The sequence below is a fragment of the Azospirillaceae bacterium genome (genome assembly GCA_028283825.1).
Taxonomy (GTDB): Bacteria; Pseudomonadota; Alphaproteobacteria; order Azospirillales; family Azospirillaceae; genus Nitrospirillum.
Genome location: JAPWJW010000004.1, coordinates 346,058 through 369,928, shown reverse-complemented (window position 1 = coordinate 369,928; position 23,871 = coordinate 346,058). Strand labels below are relative to the sequence as shown.

Genomic DNA, 23,871 nt, shown 5'->3' with positions numbered 1-23,871 from the left:
TGCTGATCACGGGGGGCGCCTTCATGACCGCAGGGGCCCCCATGAATGCCAATGCCGGGGAAACCACGATGACGCAAACCGCTGAAAGCCCCCTGACGGAAGCCGGGGTGCTGTCCTGGACGCAGGCGCCCGGCATCACGGAAGGCGACGTGGTCCGCGCCGGCGGCCGTATCCACTATGTGGCGCTGGGCCCGGCGGATGGCGAACCCCTGGTGCTGATGCCCAAGGTGGGCGGCTGGGCCGCGGACTGGCGCCAGGTGGCCCTGGCTTTGGCCGACCGTTTCCGCATCCTGATCATCGATCCGCCCGGCCATGGCGGCTCCGTCATGGCGGGATCGCCGCCCTATCTGCAGAGCACGCTGGAGAGTGCCGCCATGATCATGGCGGCACTGGACGAACTGGGGGTGGAGCGGTTCAACGTCGCCGGCAATTCCCTGGGCGGCTGCATCGCCATCGCCATGGCGGCCCTGTGGCCGGACGCGGTGAAGCGCCTGGCGCTGGTCAGCGTCAGCCTCGCGGACCGCTACAGCCGTGAGGAACTGGCCAAGCAGGACGCGGCGGTGCGCGACCAGTTCGACGCCAACGGCGTGCCCCTGCCGCGCACGGCGGCGCAGACCGCCCGCTTCGCCTCCTTCGACCCGAGGGTGGAGGCGGAACAGGCCCTCAGCCGCGCCCGCGCCGGCGCCTGGGTGCGCCCCACGGAACGCGGCGTGGGCCGCATGGGCATCTCCGGCTACCTGCACCGCATCCAGGCGCCGACCCTGCTGGTCTATGGCGACCGGGGCTTCTACACCAAGTATGAGGAGGTGGGCCGCCGCCTCATCCCCAACGTCACCATCGATCACATGGCCGACGCCGGGTCCTTTCTGCACCAGGAAAAACCGGCGGAGACGGCGGCGATGCTGCGGGCGTTCCTCACTGCTTGATCAAAAGCGGATTGGTGGTATCCTTGACCAATATTGGTCAGGAGGGCCCGCCATGTCCCAACCCATCAACCTGTATGAAGCGAAAACCAACCTGTCGCAGTTGGTTGAGCGTGCGGCGGCAGGTGAGGAGATTGTCATAGCGAAGGCCGGCCGCCCATTGGCGCGTTTGGTGCCATTGGCGGCACGGCCCAAACTTCGACAGCCGGGACAGTTCAAGGGCCAGATTCACATCGGGCCGGATTTTGACGCGCCCTTGCCGGAAGAAATTGCCAAAGCGTTTCTGGGCGACGGCACGTGAGGCTGCTTCTTGATACCCATATCGTCCTGTGGTGGATGTCGGGCGATCCGGCACTGCCCATGCCAGCGCGGGACGCGATCATCCGCCTCGACGCTGACGTTTTCGTGAGCGCCGCCACGACATGGGAGATCGCGATCAAGCAGGCGCTGGGTAAGTTGGCTTTTCCGGTGGACCGGATTGAGGCAATGCTGGAGGAAGCGGGTTTTGAACCTTTGGCAATTCAGGTCGCGCATACCATGCGCGCCGGTGCCCTTCCGCCGCTCCATCATGACCCCTTCGATCGGCTGTTGATTGCCCAAGCGCAACATGAAGGCATGACCCTGGTGAGCATTGATCCCCAGGTTCGCCGGTATGCGGTTCCGACTATCGGATAATCACCGGCACTCCGCCCGAGCCACCAGGGGCAGGTCGCGCAAACGTGCCAGCGCGCGCGGCCAGGCGGGGTCGCTGGGGGCGGCCAGGGTGCGCAGATAGTCGGCGGTGGCCGTGGCCACCAGGGTGACGGCGGCCGGGTTGGTGCCGGCTTCCGTGGCGTTGGGGCCGCCGATGCCGCCCAGGAAATGCCCGACATCGTGCAGCAGCAACAGGCAGTGGGCGCCGTCGGGCAGGCCCACTGGGCTCTGGCTGTAGGCCTCCCCCCGCCACGACCAGTCGCGCGGGCTCATGGGGCCGTGGTCCAACTCGCCCACCACCACCAGGGCGGGGCGGCGCATCGCGCTCCAGTTCACGTCCAGGTACACGCCCAGCGGTTTCCAGTTCGGTGCCAGGTCGGCCCAGGGACCCGGTGGGGCCAGCAGGACGCCCCCGGCCACGCGGGCGTCCGACAGGTCCAGCCAGGCCTTGGTTTCGGGATCGCGCACCCGGGCGCCCAGCAGCATCTCCACCGTGTGCCCGCCATAGGAATGGCCGGCCACCAGCACGCGGGATGCCGTGACGCGGCCACGCAGGGCCGGCGCTTGCGCCGTCACCTGGTCCAGGTGGTCCAGCACATAGACCAGGTCGTCGCGCCGCGACCGCCAGATGCCGGGCTTGCGCGGGTCGTCCGCCGGCAGGGCCAGCACGCGGGCGTCCAGGTGCGTGGGCTGGATGACGGCGAAGCCGGCCTTGGCCCAGGCCGCCACCAGCGGCTGGTAGTCGTCCTTGGAATAGAAGTTGCCGTGGGAGAACAGCACCAGGGGCAGGGGTCCTGTTCCCGGCGGCGCCGTCACCCGCATCACGATGTCGCCCCGGGCCGTGCCGGTGGCCAAGGTGACGGTGGTGGATGCCAGCTCCTGTGCCATGGCCAGCGCCGGCAGCAGGATCAGCAGCAGCAGGACCAGCAGGCGCATCATAGGCCCTTCTCCGGCGCGTCCTGCGCCACCAGCCGCAACAGCAGGGCGGTGGTCAGGTCGGGGGCGGCCAGCATGGCGTCATGCCCGCAGGCCAGTTCGTGATAACCCCAGGCCGGGTCGTCGCGCACGATGGCAACGCGGGCGTTGGGCTTCTGGTCGGGCCCCTTGACGGTGCAGTAGACATAACTGCGCGTCAGGCCGGATGAGCCGCCGTGGCGCAGGCGCAGCCGGTCGGTCCAGGCCCGCATGGGGTGGGGCGTCAGCTGGCGGCGCACCAGTTCCGTCAGTTCGACATTCGCCGCCGGGATGCCCAGGCGGGCGACATCGCGCGGCACCGGCACCAGATAGCCGTCGACATAGGGGCCGAAGCGCTGTTCCAGGGTGGCCGCGTCTAGGGCCGGAAAGGCGCTTTCCCCATCCGCCGGGATGGCGCCGTCCAGGAAGACGGCATGGGCCACCGCGTCGCGCAGCCGGTCGCACGCCCCCTCGATCACCATGCCGGCATAGCTGTGGCCCACCAGCACCAAATCGTTCAGGCCCAGGCGCCGCACCAGGCCGACCACATCCAGGATGTGGTCCTCCAGCCCGATGCCAGGGTGGCCCAGATGGGCGCGGTTGCCCAGGCCGATCAGGGTGGGGGTGTGCACCGCATGCCCCGCCGCCCGCAGGCGCTCGGCCACCGGCGACCAGCACCAGCCGCCGTGATAGGCGCCATGGACCAGGACGAAGGGACGCTTGCCGGCCGTGCCCTGGTTCACGGCTGGTCCAGGAAGGCAGTCACCGCCGTGGCGATCTCCATCGTGTTCAGGTGGAACAGGCCCAGGGGCGGCACGCCCTCCAGCCGCAGGTAACGGCTGTCGGGCAGGGCGCGATGGGCGGCCTCGCCATCGCCATGGAAGGCGTCGGGCTGCATCACCAGCACGGGCTGGGTGACGCCGCCCAGGCGCTGGCTCAAATCGTATTCGGCCACCGCCTCCTCCCCCCAGATGGCGTTGGCGCCACCGCGGAAGAATTCCTGGAACAGGTCGGCCTTGATGTCCAGCGGCAGGGTGTCGGGATAGCGGGTCATCACCCGGTCCCATTCCTTCATCAGGTGGCCGCCGTCGGGGCGGGGCCGGCCGGGCCAGGCGTTTTCGCGCGCCTTCTGCCGCTGTTCCTCGCTGAACCACGGCGGGCCCACCATCACCACGCGGCGCACCAGGTCGGGGTACAGCAGGGCCAGTTCGGCGGCGATGGCGGCACCGGTGAAATAGCCCAGCAGATCCACCCGCGGCAGGCCCAGCGTGTCGGGCACGTCGGCGATCCACTGGGTGTAATCGACGATGCCGGGCTTGTGCGCCGGCCGGAAGGACTCACCGAAACCCGGCGTGTCCAGCGCCAGCACCCGGCGCTTTCCCTGCGCCAGATGCGGCAGGATGGGCGCGAAGGTCAGGCTGGAGGCGGGGCTCTGGTGCAGGCACAACAGGGGGACGGCGTCGCCGTCGCGCGGCCCCGTTTCCCGCACATGGATCTGGCCCGACGGCGTCTCGACGAAGGTCCGGCTGATGGTGTCCGACCGTGTGTCCGCGCCCAAGGTGCTGCCCCCTACCGTGTCCCCCATGCCCCTCATGCTCCCCGCAGGCCGTTGTTTTACCGGGTTCACGATTGCCCGCGTGACTTGTGTGGACCAGCATGGCTTGGCGACTTGGCCGTCAGGCGGATAGAGGGTGGGGCGGTACTACCGTCCCAGGCCGCTTCAGGGGGATGGTGGCCTCCCTTTGGATCGCAAACGCGGGATCGGGCACCCATGAGCACCACGTTGGAAAGCAACTACCAGTCCGTCTACAACGGCCGCATCGGTTTCGGCCGCAAACCGGCCCTGGTGCTGGTGGATTTCGTCCAGGCCTATTTCTCCCCGGAATGCGACCTGTACGCCGGCGTGGACGATGCCCTGGCTTCCGCCCTGCGCATCCGTGAGGCGGCGCGGGCGGCGGGTGTGCCCGTCATCCTGACCCGTGTCACCTATCAGGCGGGCGGCCTGGACGGCGGCCGCTTCTTCCAGAAGGCGCTGCCGCTGCGCCATTTCCTGCCCGGCAGCCCCTATGGCGCCTGGCCCCAGGGGCTGGAGCCGCAGGAGGATGAGATCATCCTGTCCAAGCAGTATCCCAGCGCCTTTTTCGGGACCAGCCTGGCCTCCACCTTCACCGCGGCCGGCATCGACACCGTCATCCTGACGGGCCTGACCACCAGCGGCTGCGTGCGCGCCTCCTGCATCGACGCGTGCTCCCACGGTTTCCGCACCATCGTCGCGGCCGAGGCCTGCGGCGACCGCCACCCTGATCCGCACCGCGCCAACCTGTTCGACATGAACGCCAAGTACGCCGACGTCCTGCCCGAGGATGAGGTGGTCGCCTACCTGCGCGCCCTGCCGCCGCCGGCGCAGCGCTGAGGGTGTGAGCCGACGGGATAACCCAGCGCCTGGATCAGGGCGCCGTGGCGGTCCTCCACCATCGCCATTTGGGCCGGGCTCAGCAGGTCCGGCCATTTGGTGATGGATCGGGAATGGATGTGGGGATCGGACGCCACCTGGGCGTCCGACATGCGGTTCATGTCCAGTGACGGCGCCACCGCGCCGGACGTGGCCACGGCCAATGCCGCGGGGATCATCGCCTCCTCCATGCCGCAATGGCGCACGATGCGGGTGAGGGTGCCGTCGAAGTCGGCCATGAAATCCTCCATCCGCACGTCGATGGTGTCGGGATCGGGCCGCCAGGCGGCCATGGCCTCCAGGGTCCAGCCGGTATAGCGATCCAGTTCGAACGCCAGGCCGGCGTCCCGGTCCAAGGCCATGAGGTTCTGCTGGTAAGACCGCCCGCCCAGCCCCGCCAGGTAGGACCGCTTCCAATCCTCCGCGCAGTGCTGGCGCGAATGGGGCACCTGGGGGAAGCGGATGGGGGCCTGCCGGCTGAAATCAGTGTTGGTGCACCAGGCCTCGTCACAGCGGCGATGGTACAGGTAACCGGAAAGCCAGATGTCGCGCGGGTCGCGGACCAGGCGCACGCCCCGGTGCGGACGGGCCCCAAGGTCGAAACCGATCAGGGTATGTGCGAAAAGCACCGCCGTCTTGGTGAGGTCGACATCCCGTGCCAGTCCAAGAATGGATCCATTATTCCAACCGAATATAAAGGCAAAACGGTCAAGAATTCTGGCGATTAATTCCGTTCCCGCTTTGTGATGGCAAAAGAAGTATAATTGCATAAATCATCTTCCCGATTCCCTTCGCTTGCACGGGGAATTCGGGAAGACCGGTTGCGAATATTCACCGTCGCGGCCAGCGATGTGGTGTCAGGCCGCCAGGCCACCCTGGATGGCGGCGGTGAAGCCCTGGCCGATCTCGGCCGCCGCCGCCTGCAAATCGCCCAGGTACTTGGCGGCGGCACCCTCCAGCGTCAGGGCGTTGGCGAAGAAACTCATGGTCAATGAGGCGATGGCCCGGTTCTGGTACAGCACCGGCACCGCCAGGCTGGAGGTCTTGCCGGGGTTGGCGGTGTACTGGTTGCGCGACTGTGTGGCGTAACCTTGGCGGCGGATGTCATCCAGCAGGGCGGCGTTGTTCAGCATGACGCTGCCGTAGCGGTCCTCCATGCTGTCCAGGCGCTGCATGCCCTTCAGGATGCTTTGGCGCTCATCCTCCGCGCAGAAGGCGGCGTAGGCCTTGCCCGAGGCGGACTCCAGCAGCGGCAGCTTGAAACCGGGATGGTAGACGGAAAAGGTCAGCGAGGTCATGGCGTGCGTCGTGTCGCGCAGCACCATGGAATTGCCCACCCGCGTGGCGATGGACACCGGCCAGCTGACCTTGCGGCACAGCTCGATCAGCAGAGGGTGGGCGACGGTCACCAGCATGTCGTCGTCCTGGTAGCCGACGCTCAGGGTCTTCACCAGGGCGGTCACCCGGTACTTCTTCTGCGCCGGTTCCTGTTCGATCAGATATTCGTACAGCAGGGTCTGGACGATGCGGCATACCGTGGGGTAGGGCAGCTTGGTCTCGGTCGCGATCTCCATCAACGTCAGGGAATGGTGACGGTTGATCGCCTGTAGAACAACGATGGCCCGGCTGATCGCCCGGATGGGAATGCCTCTGTCCATAACTGCCCCTTTTTTATCCGCCTTGCGGTTTTCGCATCCTGCCTGAACCGTTTTCCGGCGGCAGGTTTAGCCTCATGCCTATTCGCCTGTCGAATACATCGGCAGGTTAACCTCGACCGGTTAAGGCGTGGTGAACAAGCATCCTAATCACAAGCATACAAGCATATAGTGACAACGGGGCAGGGCAGGGCGCGATGGGCATCATCCGGGACAATATTCCACCCTTGGACCTGGCCGTGCAGGTGGTGGTGGTGGGCGCCGGCGCCTGCGGCCTCAGCGCCGCCTTGGCCGCCGCCGACGGCGGGGCGGATGTGCTGGTCCTGGAACGGGACGACACGCCCCTGGGCTCCACCGCCATGTCCACCGGCCTGATCCCCGCCGCCGGCACGCCGGAACAGGCGGCATCCGGCATCGATGACAGCCCGGCGCGTTTCCTGGCCGATATCCTTGCCAAGACCAAGGGCCGCACCGACGCCGATTTCGCCGGCCGCATCGCTGGGGAATCGGCCGACACCGTCGCCTGGCTGCGTGACCGCCACCAGGTGCCGCTGGCCCTGGTGGACGGCTTCCTCTACGCCGGCCACACCGCCAAACGCATGTACGGCACGCCCAACCGCACCGGCGGTGAATTGCAGGGCGCCTTGGAGGCCGCACTGGGCGCCACCGAAGCCAGCCTGCTGACCCAGGCCACGGTCACCGACCTGTATGTGCAGGATGACCGCGTGATCGGCCTGCGGATAAACCGGCCCGATGGCGCCACCGAGGATATCGGGTGCGACGCCCTGATCCTGGCCTGCTGCGGTTTTGGCGGCGATGCCGACATGGTGCGCGACCATATCCCCGAGATGGCGGGCGCCCTCTACCACGGCCATCCCGGCAACAAGGGCGACGCCGTGCGCTGGGGCCGGGACTTGGGCGCGCAACTGGCCGACATGACCGGCTACCAGGGTCACGGCGGCCTGGCGGTGGGCCACGGCGTGCCCATCCTGTGGCCGCTGATCATGGAGGGCGGCATCCAGGTGAACCTGGACGGCCGGCGCTTCTCCAACGAAGCGGCGGGCTATTCGGAACAGGCGATGAACGTCATCGCCCAGCCGGGTGGCGTCGCCTGGTCGGTGTTCGACCAGCGCCTGCATGAACTGATGCTGGCCTTCGACGATTACCAGGACGCGCTGCGTGCCGGCGCCATTGTCACCGCCCCCGACGTCGCCGCCCTGGCGGCGGCCACCGGCCTGCCGGCCGACGCCCTGGCCGATACGCTGGCCATTGTCGCCGCTTGTGTCGCTGGCGATCAGGCCGACGCCTTCGGCCGCGATTTCACCGGCAAGCCGCCGCTGGCCGGTCCCTTCTACGCCGCCAAGGTGACGGGCGCCCTGTTCCACACCCAGGGCGGCCTGGCGGTGGACGGGGACGCGCGGGTGCGCCGGGCGGACGGCACGGTGTTCCCCAACCTGTTCGCCGGCGGCGGTGCCGCCCGCGGCATCTCCGGCCCCGACGCCTCGGGCTATCTCGCCGGCAACGGCTTGCTGACCGCCACCACCCTGGGCAAGCTGGCCGGACGGGCGGCGGCGCGCCAGGTGACAGGTGCTGAATAAGTTTCCCATCGTCGCGCAACAATCGGGAGTAAAGCCATGGAACCCCCTCGCCTTGCCCAGCGCGGACGCGCCGCCATCGATTTCCATTGCGGCGTCCGCGCCGCCGCCGGCCGCCTTCAGGCCGGGGTGGAACAGGAACTGGCGGCCCAGTCCTTGACAGCCGCCACCCTGCCCGACGACATGGACGACCGCCACCAGGTGATCGACGCGGCGCTGGAGGGGTACGATCCCTACCGCGTCCGGGCCCTGCTGGTGGAATGGACGGCCAAGGACCACGGCCCCACGGCGCTGCGCGCGTTTGAGGAAATCCGGCACGAGATCGACCCCGTGCTGGCCCGCCTGGACGAGGGGCCCGCCACCCTGGAACTGGACCCGGATCTGGAGATCCCGACCTATTTCAGCCGCGTGTGGTTCCACCGCACCACCGGCGGCTGGGACGCGAGCCCCGACAACGGCTACGTCCATGGTGAACTGATCCACAAGTTCATCATCACCAAGGCGTTCGGCGCCAACATCTTCGCCCTGCGTCGCAAGGTGGCGGAACAGGCGCCGCGCCGCGACTACACCCGCATCCTGGACATGGGCGCCTCCTCCGGCCACTTCACCCTGGCGCTGGCGGAGACGTTCCCGGGTGCGGCCATCACCGGCATCGACTTCTCCCCCCGCATGCTGGAACACGCCAAGCGCACGGCCAATGAGGCGGGCCTGCCCTGGGCGCTGCACCAGCGCGCGGCGGAGGACACCAAGTTCGCGGACGGCAGCTTCGACCTGGTGGCCAGCTACAACCTGCTGCACGAACTGCCGCCCAAGATCATCAAGGCCATCTTCGCCGAGGCCCTCCGCGTGCTGGAACCCGGCGGCCACATGGTGATGGCCGACGTGCCGCGCTATGCCGACCTGGACAAGCTGGCCTCCTGGCGCTTCGACTGGATGGCCCGGTGGGGTGGGGAGCCATACTGGCGCTCGTCGGCCACCATGGACCTGAAGGCCGCGGCGGAGTCCGTCGGCTTCACCGATGTCGAGGCCTACGCCCTGCCGGGCGGCCAACCCTACCTCGTCCGTGGCCGCAAGCCCGAAGGAACCGCCCAGTGAACGCCCGCGCCAACCCCGACACCCGCATCATCTCCGAACCCGTCGACCGCCGCATCCTGAAGCCGGAACAGATCGACGCCGTGGGCGAGGCCCTGCTGAGCCTGACCCGCGAAGTCTGGATCCTGACCGACCGCGTCCGCATCCTGGAGGCGGTGCTGGAAGACAAGGGCGTGGACGTGCACGAGGCGGTGAACCGCTACCAGGTCGGCCCCGAGTTGCAGGCCGAACTGGACGCCCTGCGCAAGCGCCTGATCGACGCCGTGGTGGCGCCGCTGACGGGGCAGGGGATCCAGTAGGATTTGAAGCGCTGAATTGTGGATGAAGGGCGGGGCGCTGGCGACGGCGTTCCGCCCTTCATCCTGTGTCAGTTCGGTGCGCGCGTCAGTTGCAGCATAAGGTGGCGTACCACATCGACACGATCCGGTGCGGGCAAACTGCCGATGCGTTCGGCTTCCTTGGCCTCAATCGTTGCGATCTTAGCCGTGCGCACCACTGATTCAGCCGGAAGGCCGGCATGAACCAGATCAGACACAGCCACGTCACCTGACCATCCACGGTTCGCGGCGCTGGTGATCATCAGTACCCACAGCAACCCATGCTCCTGCTGGATGCCGTTAGCTGCGACGACGACCGCCGGTCGGCGTTCCCGCACAGGGCGATCAGTATAGGGAAAGGGAACCTTGATGACGTCCCAGGCATCAAAGTCCGGCATAGGCCCGCCGATCAGCCTCGCCGGCCCATTCGCTAAAGGTGGCAAAGGGATCATCCAGCCGTTCCTTCGCGGCGCGGGTCAATACCACCCGGTCTCCGTCGATCGCGTACACGATCTCGTCACCCTCTTGCAGGTGCAATGCCGCTCGAACGGGCTGGGGGATCGTTGTCTGTGCCTTGCTGGTCAGCTTGCTGGTGATCACGGCCACCTCTCCGGTAAGGATTTTCCTTTCCTTGAAAGGTAAGGATTTTCCTTTCTTTCGTCAAGGCTTCACCTTGTGGTCAGGACGGTCTACCGGCGATCAAGGTCGATGCCGGCAGCTTCAAGTCCTGCTTTCACCCCTTCGAGGAAGGGTGTCGAGCCTAAGGGCGTGAGTGGCGTCAGCGGTGCCAATGGGACGGATGCGCCAGTGCCTACTACGGTTTGCCATCCAACCTCAAATCCAGCGCGAAAATCATCGTGGGGTACATTTGGATTTTGCGACATCTTCGGTTCCTTCACCTTGTGCTGCGCGATGCGGCTGCGCGGCAGGTTGCACGCCTTGGCCACCTTGCCGGCGGTGAGGCCCAGCGGTTCCAGGAACTGTTCCCGTAGGATTTCGCCGGGATGGATGGGGCGCATCCGGAACGACTGGGCGATGTCGGTCTTATCCATGATGAGACCAATTGTAGCATGCTGTGCAACATGCCTGCATTGGATTCCTGGTAGCCGGTCCCTATCGGCGCAGGAGGATCACCAGTCCGCGCGCCGGCGCCTTTCCCCCTCCGCCTATCGGTTCACCCCGCACCCCGTCCGGCCCCCTATCCGTCCTGCAGACAAAAGCGGGGTCACGGCATGGTGGGACGCTGGTGGCGGCGTTTATGGCCATGCGGTCACCTTGTTGCCTCTCGGTGCAGGAAGGCCGGCGGCAGCCCTCCCTCACCGGACACCTTATACCAGGTAGCGATGATCCCGACCTACGGCCTGGCTCATCGCCCTCAGGCGCCGGCGCCGCCATCCGGCGGCTTGTATCTTCCCAATCTGCGTAAAGTAGCGCCGTCACGGGCTGGGGCATGCCCCAGCCCGTGATCCGACCGGAAGACCGTTCCAACGGCGGGAAGTTCCGGCTCCGTAGCCAAGCAAGGCTCTCCGGTCGGCCCCTTCATTAGCCCGAACAGTTGCACGGGGTCGCCGCCCCGCATGCGCAAGGCTGGGAGTATGAAGATGGCGCAGAACGACTCTATCATCGCCCTGGATGTCAGCAAGGACCGTCTCGACGGCTTCGACGATGAAACCGGGGATGTCTTCCAAATTGAGAATTCCCCGGCTGGCTACGTGGCTTTGCGGCAACGCTGCCGGAAACGCACCGTGCAGATCGTCATGGAGGCCAGCGGTGGCTATGAACGGCCCGTCGCTCAGACCATGGTGAAGGCCGAGATCCCAGTTCGGATCGTCGACCCCCGCAAGGTTCGCTACTACGCCAAAGCTTCCGGTCGTTGGGCCAAGAATGATCGGCTCGACGCCCGCATGATCGCAGCCTATGCCAAGGCGATCAAAGGGGAAGACCACAAGCCGGACAAAGACCGGGAAGCGTTGGCTGAGCTGACAACATACCGCCGCCAATTGCTTGAGGATCGGACCACGATCACCAACCAGGCCAGACGGCTGGAGAACGCCGAACTGCGCCGACTGGCCAAGCGACGATTGAAATCCATCGCCCTTCAGATCGTCCTGGTCGATAAGCGCATCGCCAGCCACATCGCCGCCTCGGAGGTCTTGAAGACCAAGAACAAATTCCTCCGCTCCATCCCCGCCATAGGCCCTGTCTTCGCAAGTACCGCGCTGGCCCATATGCCCGAACTGGGCGCCCTTACACGCCAACAGGCTGCCGCCCTCGCCGGCGTCGCACCCATGGACAATCAAAGCGGAAAACGCGACGGGCCCCGGAGCATCTACGGCGGAAGACCCGCCGTCCGTAACGTTCTCTACATGGCCGCCGTCGTCGCCAGCCGCCACAACCCACCCCTGGCCGCCTTCTACAAAAAGCTCATCGCCGCCGGCAAAAAGCCCAAGGTCGCTCTCACCGCACTCATGCGGAAAATCATCGTCCTCGCAAACTCAATCCTCAGGCAACAGCGCGAATACGATCCGGCTCACGCCTCATGAAGACAGTTGCTTGGCTTCCGCACCTTACGGCGCGCGGCGGCAGTCGCCGCCGATACCAAACCGCGATGAGTTCCACTCAACGCAATTTGGTATTAGTCCGCCAGCCCCATCACCAGGGCGATGGCGGCGTCCAGCTTGGCGATTTCATTCGGGTCGAGGTGGCCGATGACTTGCCCAATGCGCTCCCGCCGCACCGTCACTGGCTTGTCCACCATGATCTGCGACGGCTCTCGCAGACCATTGCGCGGATCGGCCTCGATATCGATCCGGAAATCCGGCGCATCCACCAATTCGTTGGTCATCTGGCAAATGATGACGAAGGCGTGGGTTTCAGGGAAGGCATCGGTCTGCACCACCACTGCCGGTCGGGGCTTGCCGTAGTTGCCGGTAGCGGCGACCACCACCACGTCACCGCGCCTCATCAAACTCGCCAACCTGTTCGTTCCAGTCCAGGGCGTCCTTTTCCGGCGTGGGCGACAGGCGGGCCACCTGGTCGGCAATCCGGCGCCGGGTGGCGGCGGCACGGACGTCCCGCACCACCAACCGCACCTCGCGCAGGCCATCGGCACGCCGCCGTGCCCGCATCGCTTGCATCCGTTCCGCCACGCTGGCCATCGCCTTCACCCTTCCGTAACGCGTTACAAGTCGTAACGCGTTACGGGTGCGCGGTCAAGCAGGGGGATCGTATCGACACCGGGTTGCCGGGGCTGGGCCTGAAGGACTGCCCATCTGGTATTCGTCCACCTTAAAGTTGATTTTTTTTGGCACCCCGTTCGATTTAGTCGTTGGGGAATAGTCAGGTTGACTAACATTTGAAGGGGTGGGTGTAAGACTAGGTATTCGGTCCGTGGTTGGCGCAAGTCAACCTCTACACCTCCATCTCAATCAGCCACGGAACAGCTAAGCTGATCATCTCTCTGAGAGCATGAGCGCAAGCACTCTTTTCAAGCATCACGCATGGCGCCATCATCGGGTCGGTCATCGTGGGTTTTCTCGTTTAGGAGACGTGACGGCGAAAGAGCCGCGATAACCGCTCGCTAGGTCAGACCTTCAGCCAGCTACGCTGACAACCAAGTCTTGCCTGGTGGACGCGCTCCTATTCCACGACCTGGGACGTGACCGTCATGAATAGAGCTTTATGGTTCATACCTGTAGCTGGTGTTGCAATTTATATTTTTATCACCCCAAATGCTACTTATTATCAGTATCATTCATGTAAGATGCAGGCAATCGTTGAATTCAAGGAGGCGTCATTTGAGCCATACTCAATTTCTGCTTCTTATATTCAGGAGTGTATGGGTAAAGCTGGTTATGAAATAACTGTCCGGCCACCATTCTGTCCAATGCTTGATCCACAGCGAGTCCTATTGCAGGAGTGCTATGTCTCGACAAGTCCTCTGGCCTCTATGGTTTCCCGATTAGAAAAATGAATCCTTTGTTTGCTGCCGAAGGAAAAGAAACTTCAAACTGAAACACCGTAACTTTCATTTACTCCGCCGCGCGCAACACCCGGATGGCATCCAGGTCGGTGGCATTCTGCCGCGCCAGGGCCAGATTGTAGAGGCTTTGGAGGTTCAGCCAGAACTCGGGCTCCACGCTGAAGCACTTGCCCAGGCGCAGGGCGGTGTCCGGCGTGATGTCCGTCGCCTCTCCCGCCACGCGCTCGATGCGGCTGCGCGGCAGGTTGCACGCCTTGGCCACCTTTCCGGCGGTGAGGTTCAGCGGCTCCATGAACTGTTCCCGCAGGATTTCGCCGGGGTGGATGGGGCGCATCCTGAACGACTGGGCGATGTCGGTCTTATCCATAATCAGTCCGTTCAATGGTAATCGACGATTTCCACGTCGTGGGCATGTCCATCCTGCCAGCGGAAGCACACCCGCCACTGGTCGTTGATGCGGATGCTGTGCTGGCCCTTCCGGTCACCGGACAGCGCTTCCAGCCGGTTGCCCGGTGGACTGCGCAGGCTTTCCAGGCTGGGCGCCGCTGACAGCATGTACAGCGCCTGTTCGGCCCGTCGCACGGCGTCGGCCGGAAAGCCCTTCTTGAGCGTGCCGGTCCAGATTCCTTCGGCGATCTTGCCGACAAAGCTTTGGATCATGTGAGGCTGATCCGTCGAACGCTCAGGCGCTCAGTTTTGTAGCACGACATGCAACATCCGGCAATGGTGATGTAGCACGCCATGCTACGCGCTTCCCTATCCGCCCGGCGGAATCCCCACCCCACGCTCCAGCCCAAATCCCCACCTGCGCATCGGTTCACCCGCCCCGCCGTTCGGCCCCCTATCCGTCCTGCGGACAAAGCGGGGTCTGGGCATGGCGGGGGGCGGCTTCGGCTTCCATCGTGGCGGGGCAGGGGGCCAACCAGACTGGAGAGATCGACCGATGCGGTTCGAAAGCACCATGGTGCGGGAAGAAAAGACCGCCCGCCAATTGTATGAGCAGGTGAAGGCCAATCCTGCGCGGGCGAAGTTCGGCTTCGGCCAGCGCCTGGCCATCGTGAACATTGATTTCCAGCAGGCCTACACCCGGCCCGACCTGTTCCCCAAGACGGCCTACGTCACCGATCCCGACCAGATCGCCCACACCAACGCCCTGTCCGCCGCCGCGCGGGCGGCCGGCATGCCGGTGATCTGGACCCGTGTGGCCTATAAGGCCGACGCCGGTGACGCCGGGGTCTGGGGGACGCGCACCAACACGCCCGACAGCCTGCAGAACATCAAGTACGACAGCGACCGCCACGCCTTCGACCCGCGCGTGGAAATCGATCACGCCGTCGATCTGCTGTACACCAAGCGCATGCCGTCCGCGTTCTTTGAGACGCAGCTGTCCAGCTATCTCGTCTGGCACAAGATCGACACGGTGGTCATCACCGGCGGGTCCACCAGCGGCTGCGTGCGCGCCACGGCGGTGGACAGCCTGTCCCACGGCTACCGCACCATCGTTCCGGAAGAGTGCGTGGCCGACAAGCACGAGTCCTACCACTACGCCAACCTGACCGACCTGCTGCTGAAGTACGCCGACGTGGTGGGCGTGGCCGAGGCCATCGACCATCTGGCGACGCTGGGGGGGCAGAAGTGACCCATCGCGATCCCAACCTCTACGACTACTGGCCGTACAAGGAACGCCCCAAGATCGTCTGGCCGGGCGGCAAGAAGTTGGCCTTCTGGGTGGCCCCGAACATCGAGTTCTATGAGTTCGATCCGCCCGGCAACCCCAGCCGCAAGCCCTGGGCCGCCCCGTCCCCCGACATCGTGCCCTATTCGGCGCGCGACTGGGGCAACCGGGTGGGCCATTGGCGCCTGATGGAGGTGATGGACAAGGCCGGCGTGCGCGGCTCCATCTCGCTCTCCGTGGCGATGCTGGACCATCACCCGGAGATCATCGAGGCGTGCGTGGCCCGCAACTGGGAATTCTTCAGCCACGGCATCTACAACACCCGCTATTCCTACGGCATGGATGAGGCGCAGGAGCGCGCCGTGCTGGAAGACAGCATCCGGTCGGTGCAGGCGGCCACGGGCCAGCGCATCCGGGGTTACCTGGCCCCCGCCCTGACCCACACCGAAAAGACCATGGACCTGCTGGCCGAATACGGCTTCTGGTACACCTGCGACCTGTTCCAGGATGACCAGCCGCAGCCGGTGAAGGTGAAGGACGGCCGCCTGATCTCCATGCCCTACAGCCTGGAGGTCAACGACGTCATCACCTATGGCGTCTACAACCAGAGCCCCCGCGCCTATGCCGACGTGCTGAAGCGCCACTTCGACCAGTTGCTGGAAGAGGGTGAGGAAAGCGGCACCGTCATGTGCATCCCGCTGCACGCCTATCTGGTGTCGCACCCCAACCGCATCGGCCCGTTCCAGGAGGCGCTGGAATACATCACCGGCCACAAGGACGACATCTGGATCACCACCGCCGCCGAAATCGCGGAGTTCTACCTGGCCAACCATTATGACGGCGCCGTCGCCGACATCGCCCGGCGCGGCAACGCGCGCGGCGGGTCGGGCTTCAATCCCGTTGCCGGCTGAGGGGGGATCAACGATGCCGCTTCCCGATGACTACCTGGTCTACCCCAAGCGCCGCCTGGGCCCCGACCATGAGCGTTACGACGCCTCGCCCGTGCGCGACCGCGCGCCGCTGGTGCTGCCCGATGGGGCGAAGGTGGCCCTGTGGGTCAACGTCCTGCTGGAATTCTTCCCCCTGAACCCGTCCGGCAAACCCTTCAAGGCGCCGGGCGCCATGCAGACGCCCTACCCGGACCTGCGCCACTACACCACCCGCGACTACGGCAACCGTGTCGGCGTCTACCGCATCCTGAAGGTGCTGGACCGGCTGGGCATCCCCGCCACCTTCTGGGCGCAAGGGGCGGTGGCGGAACGCTACCCCACCCTGATCCGCGACATTCAGGCGGCGGGGCATGAGATCGGCGCCCATGGCTGGGACACCGACACCATCCACCACACCGCCATGGATGAGGGGGCGGAACGCAAGGCCATCGCCGACACCCTGGCGACGCTGAAGGATGTCACCGGTACCGCACCCCAGGGCTGGCTCAGCCCCGCCCGTGCCGAGGGCTTCGCCACACCGGATCGCCTGAAGGAGGGCGGGGTGGAATGGTTCGCCGACTGGGCGCACGATGAACTGCCCACGGCTTTCCGCACCACCGCCGGCGACCTGACGGCCATGCCGCTGTCCGACATGCTGGACGACTGGCAGATCCTGGTGACCTACCGTCGTCCGGAAGAGGAATGGGTGGCCCAGGTGGCCGATTCCGCCGACTGGCTGGTGGATGAGGCCGACCGCTTCGGCGGCCGCGTGCTGTCGCTGACCCTGCGCCCGCACATCTCGGGCCAGGCCTACCGCATCCGTCCCCTGGCCGACAGCCTGGAACAGGCGCTGGCCCGGCCCGGCGTCCGCGCCATGACCGGCGGCGCCATCCTGGACGCCTGGCGCAAGTAAACCGTACGGGGCCGGCCGCACGACCGGCCGGTCCCGCTTTTCTTTGTTGAGAACAGGTGCCTCATGCCCGGCAAGACGCTGGTGGAGAAGATCTGGGATCGGCACCGCGTCGCCGATTTGGGCGATGGGACCGACCTCTTGTATGTCGACCGCGTGCTGCTGCATGAGCGCACGGGCTCCGTCGCCCTGAAAAGCCTGGGCGAGGCCGGGCGCACGGTACGCAACCCGGCCCAGGCCTTCGTCTGCATGGACCATATCGTCGACACCCTGCCGGGCCGCAGCGACGATACCCTGATGCCGGGCGGCAAGGCCTTCATCCAGGAAACCCGCGCCGCCGCCAATGCCGCCGGCATCCAGGTGTTCGATTTGGGCGACCCGCGCCAGGGCATCGTCCACGTCGTCATCCCGGAACAGGGCCTGACCCTGCCGGGCCTGACGGTGGTCTGCCCTGACAGCCATACCTGCACGCAAGGCGGCCTGGGCGCGCTCGCCTGGGGCATCGGCTCCACCGAGGGTGAGCACGCGCTGGCGACCCAGACGTTGGCGGTGCGCCGGCCGAAACGCATGCGCGTCACCCTGACCGGCGCCCTGGCGCCCGGCGTCACCGCCAAGGATTTGGTGCTGACCCTGATCGGCCGGCATACGGCGGCGGGGGGCAGCGGCTATGTCATCGAATTCGCCGGCCCGGTGGTGGAGGCCATGGCGGTCGAGGCGCGCATGACCCTGTGCAACATGGCGGTGGAGTTCGCCGCCTGGACCGGCCTGTGCGCGCCGGACGACAAGACGGTGGCCTGGCTGGCCGGCCGTCCCTTCGCGCCCAAGGGTGCGGACTGGGACCGCGCGGTGGTCGCCTGGGCTGACCTGCGCAGCGACGCCGACGCCGTCTTCGACAAGGAAATCGAACTGGACTGCACCGAGGTGGCGCCCGTCGTCACCTGGGGCACCAGCCCGCAGCATGCCATGGCGGTGACGGGCCAGGTGCCGGACCCGGCGGCCGATCCCGACCCCAACAACCGCGAGGCCCAGCGCCGCGCCCTGGCCTATATGGGCCTGAACCCGGGCGATCGTCTGGCGGACCTGGCCATCGACGCCGCCTTCATCGGCAGCTGCACCAACAGCCGCCTGTCGGACCTGCGCACCGCCGCCGCCATCGTGAAGGGCCGGCACGTGGCGCGGGGCGTGCGCGCCATCGTCGTGCCGGGATCCATGCAGGTGAAGGCTGCGGCGGAAGCCGAGGGCCTGGACCGCGTGTTCCTGGATGCCGGGTTCGAATGGCGGGAGGCCGGCTGTTCCATGTGCTTCTTCGCGGGTGGGGAGCATTTCGGCGCCGGCCAGCGGGTCATCACCTCCACCAACCGCAATTTCGAGAACCGCCAGGGTCCCGGCACGCGCTCCCACCTGGCCAGCCCGGCCAGCGTCGCCGCGTCGGCCATCGCCGGCCGCATCGCCGACGTCCGCGACCTGATGGATTGAGACCATGGAACCGTTCGTCACCCTGACCGGCGTCGCCGCCCCCTTGCAGCGCCAGAACATCGACACCGACGCCATCATCCCCTCGCGGGAGATGAAGACGGTGGGCAAGACCGGCCTGTCCGGCGGCCTGTTCGCCAACTGGCGTTACGCCGACGTGGCGGCGCGCACGGAAAACCCTGACTTCATCCTGAACCGCGCGCCCTTCCGCCAGGCCACCATCCTGCTGGCCGGGTCCAACTTCGGCTGCGGCTCGTCGCGCGAACACGCGGTGTGGGCGCTGAAGGAATGGGGCGTACGCTGCATCGTGGCGCCCAGCTTCGGCGCCATCTTCCACGGCAACTGCGTGCGCAACGGCATCCTGCCCGTGACCCTGCCGGCCGACGCGGTGGCGGCGCTGGCCACGGCTGCCGGCCAGGCGACATCCGACGATCCCGCCCCCGCCCGCCTGACGGTCGATCTGCGCCAGGGCCTGCTGACCGGTCCGCACCTGGGCAGCGACCCCGGAACCTACCCCTTCACCCTGTCGCCGGCCGACCGCGACATGCTGCTGGAAGGGCTGGACGCCATCGGCCTGACGCTGAAGCGCCTGCCGGCCATCCAGTCCTTCGAGGCCGATTACCGCGCCGCCACGCCGTGGGCGCTGCCCGTACCCACCCTTTAGGTTCGATCATGACGCATAACGACACGATTCCCACTGAAGCGCTGCCCCTGGCGGGCCTGAAGGTGGTGGAATTCACCCACATGGTGATGGGCCCCACGGTGGGCATGGTGCTGGGCGATCTGGGCGCCGACGTGCTGAAGATCGAACCCATCGGCGGTGACAACACCCGCCGCCTGCTGGGCTCCGGCGCCGGTTACTTCCCCATGTACGGCCGCAGCAAGCGCAGCCTGTGCGTGGACATGAAGTCGCCGGAAGGCCTGAAGCTGGTGACCGACCTGGTGGCCGGCGCCGACGTCATGGTGGAAAACTTCCGTCCCGGCGCCATGGACAAGCTGGGCCTGGGCGCCGAGGCCCTGCGCCAACTGAACCCCGGCCTGGTCCATTGCTCCGCCAAGGGTTTCCTGTCCGGCCCCTACCAGGAACGCGCCGCCCTGGATGAGGTGGCGCAGATGATGGGCGGCCTTGCCTACATGACGGGCCCGCCCGGCCGGCCCTTGCGCGCCGGCGCCTCCGTCATCGACGTGATGGGCGGCCTGTTCGGCGTCATCGGCGTGCTGGCGGCGTTGATGCAGCGCGGCTGGCAGGGCCCCGCCACCACGGGCAAGGGGGCCAGCATCACCAGCGCCCTGTTTGAGAACTGCATCTTCCTGGTGGGCCAGCACATGGCCCAGTACGCGGTGACCGGCCAGCCGGCCCGGCCCATGCCCGTGCGCATCAGCGCCTGGGCGATCTATGAGCTGTTCACCACCAAGGACGAACAGCAGGTGTTCGTCGGCGTGGTGACCGACGGCCAGTGGCGCGCCTTCTGCCAGGCCTTCGGCCTGGACGATCTGGGCGGCAACCCGGCGTTTGAGAAGAACAACGGCCGGGTGAAGGCCCGCGACATCATCATCCCGCGCGTCCAGGCCCTGGTGGCCGGCTACACCCGGGATGAGCTGCTGCCGCTGCTGGAAAAAGTGGGCCTGCCCTTCGCCCCCGTCGCCAAGCCGGAAGAGATGTTCGAGGATCCGCAGCTGGTGGAGGGCGGCGGCCTGGTCGATGTGACCCTGCCCGACGGCACCGAAACCCGCCTGCCGTCCCTGCCCATCTCACTGGACGGTCGCCGCATCGGCAAGCAGCGCGACCTGGCCCGGCCGGGCCAGGACACCCGCGCCGTCCTGGCCGAGGCGGGGTATTCGCCGGACACCATCGCCGACCTGCTGGCGCGTGGCATCGTCGCCGAAACTGAGGAGGCCTGAGCCATGGCGCACGTGGAAATCAGCGAGGTCGGCCCCCGCGACGGCCTGCAAAGCATCAGCCCCATCATGCCGACGGCGGCCAAGAAGGCCTGGATCGCGGCGGAATACGCCGCCGGCGTGCGCGAGATCGAGGTCGGGTCCTTCGTTCCGGCCAGGATCCTGCCCCAGCTGGCCGATACGGCGGAGATCGTGGCCTACGCCCGCACCCTGCCCGGCCTGACGGTGGCGGTGCTGGTGCCCAACTTCCGGGGGGCGGAGGGTGCGGTGGCGGCCGGCGCCCACAAGATCACCATCCCCCTGTCGGTCAGTGAGACGCACAGCCTGCGCAACGTCAACCGCACGCATGTCCAGATGATCGAGGAAACGCGCCGCATCGCCGACCTGATCAAAAGCCTGCCGGCCGACCAGCGGCCGAAGTTCGAGGGCGGGCTGTCCACCGCCTTCGGCTGCACCCTGGAAGGAATGGTGCCGGAGGCCCGCGTGCTGTCCCTGGCGGAGGCGTTGATGGCCGCCGGCTGTGACGAGGTCGGCTTGTCCGACACCACCGGCTACGGCAACCCGGCCCAGGTGCGCCGCCTGATCCGCCAGGTGCGCGGCGTGGTGGGGGCGGCGGCCTGCACCGGTGTCCACCTGCACAACACCCGGGGCCAGGGCTTGGCCAACGCCTACGCGGCGCTGGAGGAAGGCATCACCACCCTGGACAGCAGCCTGGGCGGCATCGGCGGCTGCCCGTTCGCGCCCGGCGCCTCCGGCAATATCGTCACCGAGGATCTGGTGTTCATGCTGGAGGCCTCGGGCGTGTCCACCGGCATTGACCTGGACAAGCTGCTGACCGTCCGCACCATCGTGAAGGACGCGCTGCCGGGCGTTGAACTTTATGGATTCACCCCCGATGCCGGCCTGCCCAAGGGCTTTGTCGCCGACGGTACCGGCCCTGGCTGGGGTGTCGGCCCCGGCGGCATCTGAAGGGGCCATATCCACTAGGCGGTTATGGCCGTGGCCGTCCAGGACGGCCCGCCCCGCCTAATGGATACTTGGGCACATAAAGAACTGGTGTTGGTTCGCGGGGAATGATCGGTTCGGCCGCAAAATAATCGCGGTGCGAATTCTGTTCCCGCAAATCCTGTGCACCCGGAATGACAGGTGGTTGCATGAAAAAGACGAAGGTTATCATCGCGGGCGCGGGGCCTGTCGGCACGGTCGCGGCCTATTACCTTGCCCGCCACGGGATCGAGGTGGTGTTGCTGGAGGCGGGGCCGGACTGCGCCATGGACCTGCGCGCCTCCACCCTGCACCCGCCGACGCTTGAGATGCTGGACACCCTGGGCATCACGCCGACCCTGCTGGAACGCGGCCTGAAGGCGCCGGTCTACCAGTTCCGCGACCGGGGCAGCGGCGATGTCTATTCCTTCGACATGTCGGAACTGTCGGACATCACGCGGTATCCCTTCCGCGTCCAATGTGAGCAGTACCATTTGTCCCGCCTGCTGGCGACCAAGCTGGAGAATGAGCCGAACGCGGAGGTGCTGTTCAACCACCGCCTGGTGCATTTCGAACAGGATTCGGACGGCGTGACGGTGACGGCGGAAACGCCGGTCAGCCTGGAAAAGGTGCGCGGCGACTACCTGATCGGCGCCGACGGCGCCAGCAGCCTGGTGCGCAAGTGGCTGGGCGTGGAATTCGACGGGTTCACGTACCCGGAAAAGTTCCTGTGCCTGACGACGGAAACCCCGCTGGAGAAGTACATCGACGGCCTGTGCCATGTGAACTACGTGTCGGACGCCACCGAATGGCTGGTGCTGCTGCGCGTGCCGTCCTTGTGGCGCATCCTGGTGCCGGCGGGCGATGTCTCGGACCAGATGCTGGTGTCGGATGAGAAGAAGAACGCGGTGTTCGGCGGGCTGATCGGCCTGACGGATGAGGTCAAGACCCACCACCGCACCATCTATCGCGTGCACCAGCGGGTGGCGAAGTCGTTCCGCCAGGACCGGGTGCTGATCATCGGCGACGCCGCCCATTTGAACAACCCGATCGGCGGCTTCGGCATGAACAGCGGCATCCACGATGCCTTCAACCTGTGTGCCAAGCTGGTGGCGGCTTACAACGGTGGCGATGCCGATGCCCTGCTGTCGCGGTTCGACCGTCAGCGGCGGACGGTGACGCACGACTTCACCCAGGCGCAGACCATCAAGAACATGGAATTCATGCGGGAAGGCCAGGCGGCCGGCCATCGCAAGCGCCATGCGGAGATGGAACGGCTGGTCAACGACCCCGTCGCCCGCCGCCAGTACCTGATCACCCAGTCCATGTTCGGCAGCCTGAAACAGGAAGAGGGCATCCAATGACCATCGCGCGCAAAGATCGGTACGTTCCCGGCCGTGACGCCCAGGGTTGGCGCCTGAAGCTGGGTGTCCTGGGCCCGTCCACCAACACCACGGTGCAGCCGGATATGGAGGCGATGCGCCCCTATGGCGTCACCAACCACTACAGCCGCATCATCGTGGACGATGCCCAGGCGGTCTCGGATGAGACCTTCCGCATGGGCACTACCCTGATTTCCGATAACACCATCGACGCGGTGAAGGGCGTCCTGACCTGCAAGCCCGACTATCTGGTCATGGGCATGTCGGCCATCACCTTCTATGGCGGCCAGAAGGGGTCGGAGGCGTTCCAGCAGCGCATCCGTGACGTCACCGACGTCGGCGCCTCCATCGGGTCGGAATCCGTGGCCGCCGCGTTGCGCGCCTACGGCGGCATCAAGCGGGTGGCCTTCGTCTCCCCCTACTTCCCCACGGCCAACCGTGAGGTCACCCGCTTCCTGGGCGACAACGGCTTCGACGTGGTGCGCGACACCCCCTTGCAGTGCCCCAGCTGGACCGCCATCGCCCAGGTGCAGGAACCTGAACTGCGCGAGGTGCTGAAGAAGCTGGACGGCGACGACGTCGACGCCATCGTGCAGGTCGGCACCAACCTGTCCATGGTGCGCCTCGCCGCCGCCGCCGAGCTGTGGCTGGGCAAGCCGGTCATCGCCATCAACACGGCCACCTACTGGCACGCCCTGCGCGCCTGCGGCATACAGGACAAGATTTTCGGCCTGGGCCGTCTGCTGGAAGAGTTCTGAGGTTAATTAAAGCGACAGTGCGGTGGTTGAGGGCAGTGGGGATTGCCCTCAATCACCTATTGGCATTCTAGGCCGCGACTGCGGCCGCCGCAGTTTTGTGGGGAGCCGAAGGCGGACCGCGAAACGAGGATAGCCAAGGGCCGGATGGCCCGCCGGCGTCTGAGGCACATGAGTATGCGGGGATTACAGGCTGTCCGT

29 protein-coding genes are annotated in these 23,871 nt (G+C 66.4%); 17 read left to right on the top strand and 12 right to left on the bottom strand.

Annotated elements, in window-relative coordinates; translation table 11 throughout:
- Positions 1 to 68: 68 nt before the first annotated feature.
- The 3 genes from PW843_25825 to PW843_25815 are packed head-to-tail and all read left to right on the top strand — an operon-like array spanning position 69 to position 1,598.
- Positions 69 to 926 carry an alpha/beta hydrolase gene (locus PW843_25825; GenBank protein MDE1149986.1) on the top strand — a complete coding sequence of 286 codons (858 nt, stop codon included), beginning with the start codon at positions 69 to 71 and terminating at the stop codon, positions 924 to 926.
- A 52-nt stretch (positions 927 to 978) separates the two neighbouring features.
- A complete protein-coding gene (locus PW843_25820; protein ID MDE1149985.1) occupies positions 979 to 1,224 on the top strand; it encodes a type II toxin-antitoxin system Phd/YefM family antitoxin in 246 nt (81 codons plus the stop codon).
- A complete protein-coding gene (locus PW843_25815; protein MDE1149984.1) occupies positions 1,221 to 1,598 on the top strand; it encodes a type II toxin-antitoxin system VapC family toxin in 378 nt (125 codons plus the stop codon). The genes PW843_25820 and PW843_25815 overlap by 4 nt, the downstream gene beginning before the upstream one ends.
- On the opposite strand, the gene PW843_25810 is transcribed toward PW843_25815, so the two are convergent.
- Genes PW843_25810 through PW843_25800 form a run of 3 tightly spaced genes read right to left on the bottom strand, consistent with a single transcriptional unit; the run spans position 1,599 to position 4,155 of the window.
- Positions 1,599 to 2,555, bottom strand: a complete 957-nt coding sequence (locus PW843_25810) for a hypothetical protein (protein MDE1149983.1) — start codon at positions 2,553 to 2,555, stop codon at positions 1,599 to 1,601. It abuts the gene before it with no gap.
- Positions 2,552 to 3,313, bottom strand: a complete 762-nt coding sequence (locus PW843_25805) for an alpha/beta hydrolase (GenBank protein MDE1149982.1) — start codon at positions 3,311 to 3,313, stop codon at positions 2,552 to 2,554. Before PW843_25805 ends, PW843_25810 begins: the two co-directional genes overlap by 4 nt.
- Positions 3,310 to 4,155 carry an alpha/beta hydrolase gene (locus PW843_25800; GenBank protein MDE1149981.1) on the bottom strand — a complete coding sequence of 282 codons (846 nt, stop codon included), beginning with the start codon at positions 4,153 to 4,155 and terminating at the stop codon, positions 3,310 to 3,312. The genes PW843_25805 and PW843_25800 overlap by 4 nt, the downstream gene beginning before the upstream one ends.
- A 186-nt stretch (positions 4,156 to 4,341) precedes the next feature.
- Here PW843_25800 and PW843_25795 point away from each other — a divergent pair, with 186 nt between their 5' ends.
- Positions 4,342 to 4,983 carry an isochorismatase family protein gene (locus PW843_25795; GenBank protein MDE1149980.1) on the top strand — a complete coding sequence of 214 codons (642 nt, stop codon included), beginning with the start codon at positions 4,342 to 4,344 and terminating at the stop codon, positions 4,981 to 4,983.
- Here the strand turns inward: PW843_25795 and PW843_25790 are convergent.
- Both PW843_25790 and PW843_25785 read right to left on the bottom strand, forming a co-directional pair.
- Positions 4,947 to 5,651, bottom strand: coding sequence for a hypothetical protein (locus tag PW843_25790; GenBank protein ID MDE1149979.1), 705 nt, complete (start codon positions 5,649 to 5,651; stop codon positions 4,947 to 4,949). The genes PW843_25795 and PW843_25790 overlap by 37 nt on opposite strands.
- A 228-nt stretch (positions 5,652 to 5,879) precedes the next feature.
- Entirely contained in the window at positions 5,880 to 6,680 is an 801-nt protein-coding gene (locus tag PW843_25785; protein MDE1149978.1) for a helix-turn-helix domain-containing protein, read from the bottom strand.
- A gap of 194 nt (positions 6,681 to 6,874) precedes the next feature.
- Here PW843_25785 and PW843_25780 point away from each other — a divergent pair, with 194 nt between their 5' ends.
- Genes PW843_25780 through PW843_25770 form a run of 3 tightly spaced genes read left to right on the top strand, consistent with a single transcriptional unit; the run spans position 6,875 to position 9,663 of the window.
- Positions 6,875 to 8,275 carry an FAD-dependent oxidoreductase gene (locus tag PW843_25780; protein ID MDE1149977.1) on the top strand — a complete coding sequence of 467 codons (1,401 nt, stop codon included), beginning with the start codon at positions 6,875 to 6,877 and terminating at the stop codon, positions 8,273 to 8,275.
- 36 nt (positions 8,276 to 8,311) lie between these two features.
- On the top strand, positions 8,312 to 9,367 hold the full coding sequence (locus tag PW843_25775; GenBank protein ID MDE1149976.1) for a class I SAM-dependent methyltransferase: 1,056 nt from the start codon (positions 8,312 to 8,314) through the stop codon (positions 9,365 to 9,367).
- Positions 9,364 to 9,663 (top strand): hypothetical protein, encoded by a 300-nt coding sequence (locus PW843_25770; protein ID MDE1149975.1) that lies wholly within the window; start codon positions 9,364 to 9,366, stop codon positions 9,661 to 9,663. Before PW843_25775 ends, PW843_25770 begins: the two co-directional genes overlap by 4 nt.
- A gap of 68 nt (positions 9,664 to 9,731) precedes the next feature.
- On the opposite strand, the gene PW843_25765 is transcribed toward PW843_25770, so the two are convergent.
- The 3 genes from PW843_25765 to PW843_25755 all read right to left on the bottom strand — a co-directional run bounded on the left by PW843_25765 (position 9,732) and on the right by PW843_25755 (position 10,733).
- Entirely contained in the window at positions 9,732 to 10,079 is a 348-nt protein-coding gene (locus PW843_25765) for a type II toxin-antitoxin system PemK/MazF family toxin (GenBank protein ID MDE1149974.1), read from the bottom strand.
- Positions 10,066 to 10,281 carry a type II toxin-antitoxin system PrlF family antitoxin gene (locus PW843_25760; GenBank protein ID MDE1149973.1) on the bottom strand — a complete coding sequence of 72 codons (216 nt, stop codon included), beginning with the start codon at positions 10,279 to 10,281 and terminating at the stop codon, positions 10,066 to 10,068. Before PW843_25760 ends, PW843_25765 begins: the two co-directional genes overlap by 14 nt.
- A gap of 89 nt (positions 10,282 to 10,370) precedes the next feature.
- Entirely contained in the window at positions 10,371 to 10,733 is a 363-nt protein-coding gene (locus PW843_25755; GenBank protein MDE1149972.1) for a hypothetical protein, read from the bottom strand.
- A gap of 549 nt (positions 10,734 to 11,282) precedes the next feature.
- On the opposite strand from PW843_25755, the gene PW843_25750 reads away from it, so the two are divergent.
- The gene (locus PW843_25750) at positions 11,283 to 12,224 is read left to right on the top strand and encodes an IS110 family transposase (protein MDE1149971.1); all 942 of its coding nucleotides are present in this window, start codon (positions 11,283 to 11,285) and stop codon (positions 12,222 to 12,224) included.
- A gap of 92 nt (positions 12,225 to 12,316) precedes the next feature.
- Here the strand turns inward: PW843_25750 and PW843_25745 are convergent, their stop codons facing one another.
- The 4 genes from PW843_25745 to PW843_25730 form a co-directional block, all read right to left on the bottom strand.
- Positions 12,317 to 12,646, bottom strand: coding sequence for a type II toxin-antitoxin system PemK/MazF family toxin (locus tag PW843_25745; protein MDE1149970.1), 330 nt, complete (start codon positions 12,644 to 12,646; stop codon positions 12,317 to 12,319).
- Positions 12,633 to 12,839, bottom strand: coding sequence for a DUF3018 family protein (locus PW843_25740; GenBank protein MDE1149969.1), 207 nt, complete (start codon positions 12,837 to 12,839; stop codon positions 12,633 to 12,635). Before PW843_25740 ends, PW843_25745 begins: the two co-directional genes overlap by 14 nt.
- Positions 12,840 to 13,712: 873 nt before the next feature.
- On the bottom strand, positions 13,713 to 14,030 hold the full coding sequence (locus tag PW843_25735; GenBank protein ID MDE1149968.1) for a HigA family addiction module antitoxin: 318 nt from the start codon (positions 14,028 to 14,030) through the stop codon (positions 13,713 to 13,715).
- Positions 14,031 to 14,041: 11 nt separating this feature from the next.
- Positions 14,042 to 14,323, bottom strand: coding sequence for a type II toxin-antitoxin system RelE/ParE family toxin (locus tag PW843_25730; GenBank protein MDE1149967.1), 282 nt, complete (start codon positions 14,321 to 14,323; stop codon positions 14,042 to 14,044).
- A 283-nt stretch (positions 14,324 to 14,606) separates the two neighbouring features.
- Between PW843_25730 and PW843_25725 the strand changes: the two genes are divergently transcribed.
- The 9 genes from PW843_25725 (at position 14,607) to PW843_25685 (ending at position 23,673) form a co-directional block, all read left to right on the top strand.
- Positions 14,607 to 15,302 carry an isochorismatase family protein gene (locus PW843_25725; GenBank protein ID MDE1149966.1) on the top strand — a complete coding sequence of 232 codons (696 nt, stop codon included), beginning with the start codon at positions 14,607 to 14,609 and terminating at the stop codon, positions 15,300 to 15,302.
- Positions 15,299 to 16,249: a polysaccharide deacetylase family protein gene (locus PW843_25720; protein MDE1149965.1), complete on the top strand. Its 951-nt coding sequence runs from the start codon at positions 15,299 to 15,301 to the stop codon at positions 16,247 to 16,249. The genes PW843_25725 and PW843_25720 overlap by 4 nt, the downstream gene beginning before the upstream one ends.
- Before the next feature lie 13 nt (positions 16,250 to 16,262).
- On the top strand, positions 16,263 to 17,180 hold the full coding sequence (locus PW843_25715) for a polysaccharide deacetylase family protein (GenBank protein ID MDE1149964.1): 918 nt from the start codon (positions 16,263 to 16,265) through the stop codon (positions 17,178 to 17,180).
- 63 nt (positions 17,181 to 17,243) lie between these two features.
- Positions 17,244 to 18,653, top strand: a complete 1,410-nt coding sequence (gene leuC, locus PW843_25710; protein ID MDE1149963.1) for a 3-isopropylmalate dehydratase large subunit — start codon at positions 17,244 to 17,246, stop codon at positions 18,651 to 18,653.
- A gap of 4 nt (positions 18,654 to 18,657) precedes the next feature.
- Positions 18,658 to 19,314, top strand: coding sequence for a 3-isopropylmalate dehydratase small subunit (gene leuD / locus PW843_25705; protein MDE1149962.1), 657 nt, complete (start codon positions 18,658 to 18,660; stop codon positions 19,312 to 19,314).
- Between the two features lie 8 nt (positions 19,315 to 19,322).
- Positions 19,323 to 20,552: a CaiB/BaiF CoA-transferase family protein gene (locus PW843_25700; GenBank protein MDE1149961.1), complete on the top strand. Its 1,230-nt coding sequence runs from the start codon at positions 19,323 to 19,325 to the stop codon at positions 20,550 to 20,552.
- Positions 20,553 to 20,555: 3 nt separating this feature from the next.
- Positions 20,556 to 21,518, top strand: a complete 963-nt coding sequence (locus PW843_25695) for a hydroxymethylglutaryl-CoA lyase (protein ID MDE1149960.1) — start codon at positions 20,556 to 20,558, stop codon at positions 21,516 to 21,518.
- Positions 21,519 to 21,703: 185 nt separating this feature from the next.
- On the top strand, positions 21,704 to 22,897 hold the full coding sequence (locus tag PW843_25690; protein ID MDE1149959.1) for an NAD(P)/FAD-dependent oxidoreductase: 1,194 nt from the start codon (positions 21,704 to 21,706) through the stop codon (positions 22,895 to 22,897).
- Positions 22,894 to 23,673: an arylmalonate decarboxylase gene (locus tag PW843_25685; GenBank protein MDE1149958.1), complete on the top strand. Its 780-nt coding sequence runs from the start codon at positions 22,894 to 22,896 to the stop codon at positions 23,671 to 23,673. Before PW843_25690 ends, PW843_25685 begins: the two co-directional genes overlap by 4 nt.
- Positions 23,674 to 23,871: the final 198 nt, after the last annotated feature.

Bases quoted from the DNA above. Each gene is read 5' to 3' on its own strand.
- PW843_25730 (MDE1149967.1), bottom strand. From the start codon at position 14,323: ATGATCCAAAGCTTTGTCGGCAAGATCGCCGAAGGAATCTGGACCGGC.
- PW843_25755 (MDE1149972.1), bottom strand. From the start codon at position 10,733: ATGGATAAGACCGACATCGCCCAGTCGTTCCGGATGCGCCCCATCCAT.
- leuD (MDE1149962.1), top strand. From the start codon at position 18,658: ATGGAACCGTTCGTCACCCTGACCGGCGTCGCCGCCCCCTTGCAGCGC.
- PW843_25715 (MDE1149964.1), top strand. From the start codon at position 16,263: ATGCCGCTTCCCGATGACTACCTGGTCTACCCCAAGCGCCGCCTGGGC.
- PW843_25745 (MDE1149970.1), bottom strand. From the start codon at position 12,646: ATGAGGCGCGGTGACGTGGTGGTGGTCGCCGCTACCGGCAACTACGGC.
- PW843_25700 (MDE1149961.1), top strand. From the start codon at position 19,323: ATGACGCATAACGACACGATTCCCACTGAAGCGCTGCCCCTGGCGGGC.
- PW843_25765 (MDE1149974.1), bottom strand. From the start codon at position 10,079: ATGCCGGACTTTGATGCCTGGGACGTCATCAAGGTTCCCTTTCCCTAT.
- PW843_25780 (MDE1149977.1), top strand. From the start codon at position 6,875: ATGGGCATCATCCGGGACAATATTCCACCCTTGGACCTGGCCGTGCAG.
- PW843_25785 (MDE1149978.1), bottom strand. From the start codon at position 6,680: ATGGACAGAGGCATTCCCATCCGGGCGATCAGCCGGGCCATCGTTGTT.
- PW843_25725 (MDE1149966.1), top strand. From the start codon at position 14,607: ATGCGGTTCGAAAGCACCATGGTGCGGGAAGAAAAGACCGCCCGCCAA.
- PW843_25775 (MDE1149976.1), top strand. From the start codon at position 8,312: ATGGAACCCCCTCGCCTTGCCCAGCGCGGACGCGCCGCCATCGATTTC.
- PW843_25800 (MDE1149981.1), bottom strand. From the start codon at position 4,155: ATGGGGGACACGGTAGGGGGCAGCACCTTGGGCGCGGACACACGGTCG.
- PW843_25695 (MDE1149960.1), top strand. From the start codon at position 20,556: ATGGCGCACGTGGAAATCAGCGAGGTCGGCCCCCGCGACGGCCTGCAA.
- PW843_25690 (MDE1149959.1), top strand. From the start codon at position 21,704: ATGAAAAAGACGAAGGTTATCATCGCGGGCGCGGGGCCTGTCGGCACG.
- PW843_25685 (MDE1149958.1), top strand. From the start codon at position 22,894: ATGACCATCGCGCGCAAAGATCGGTACGTTCCCGGCCGTGACGCCCAG.
- PW843_25750 (MDE1149971.1), top strand. From the start codon at position 11,283: ATGGCGCAGAACGACTCTATCATCGCCCTGGATGTCAGCAAGGACCGT.
- PW843_25735 (MDE1149968.1), bottom strand. From the start codon at position 14,030: ATGGATAAGACCGACATCGCCCAGTCGTTCAGGATGCGCCCCATCCAC.
- PW843_25810 (MDE1149983.1), bottom strand. From the start codon at position 2,555: ATGATGCGCCTGCTGGTCCTGCTGCTGCTGATCCTGCTGCCGGCGCTG.
- leuC (MDE1149963.1), top strand. From the start codon at position 17,244: ATGCCCGGCAAGACGCTGGTGGAGAAGATCTGGGATCGGCACCGCGTC.
- PW843_25820 (MDE1149985.1), top strand. From the start codon at position 979: ATGTCCCAACCCATCAACCTGTATGAAGCGAAAACCAACCTGTCGCAG.
- PW843_25740 (MDE1149969.1), bottom strand. From the start codon at position 12,839: ATGGCCAGCGTGGCGGAACGGATGCAAGCGATGCGGGCACGGCGGCGT.
- PW843_25825 (MDE1149986.1), top strand. From the start codon at position 69: ATGACGCAAACCGCTGAAAGCCCCCTGACGGAAGCCGGGGTGCTGTCC.
- PW843_25795 (MDE1149980.1), top strand. From the start codon at position 4,342: ATGAGCACCACGTTGGAAAGCAACTACCAGTCCGTCTACAACGGCCGC.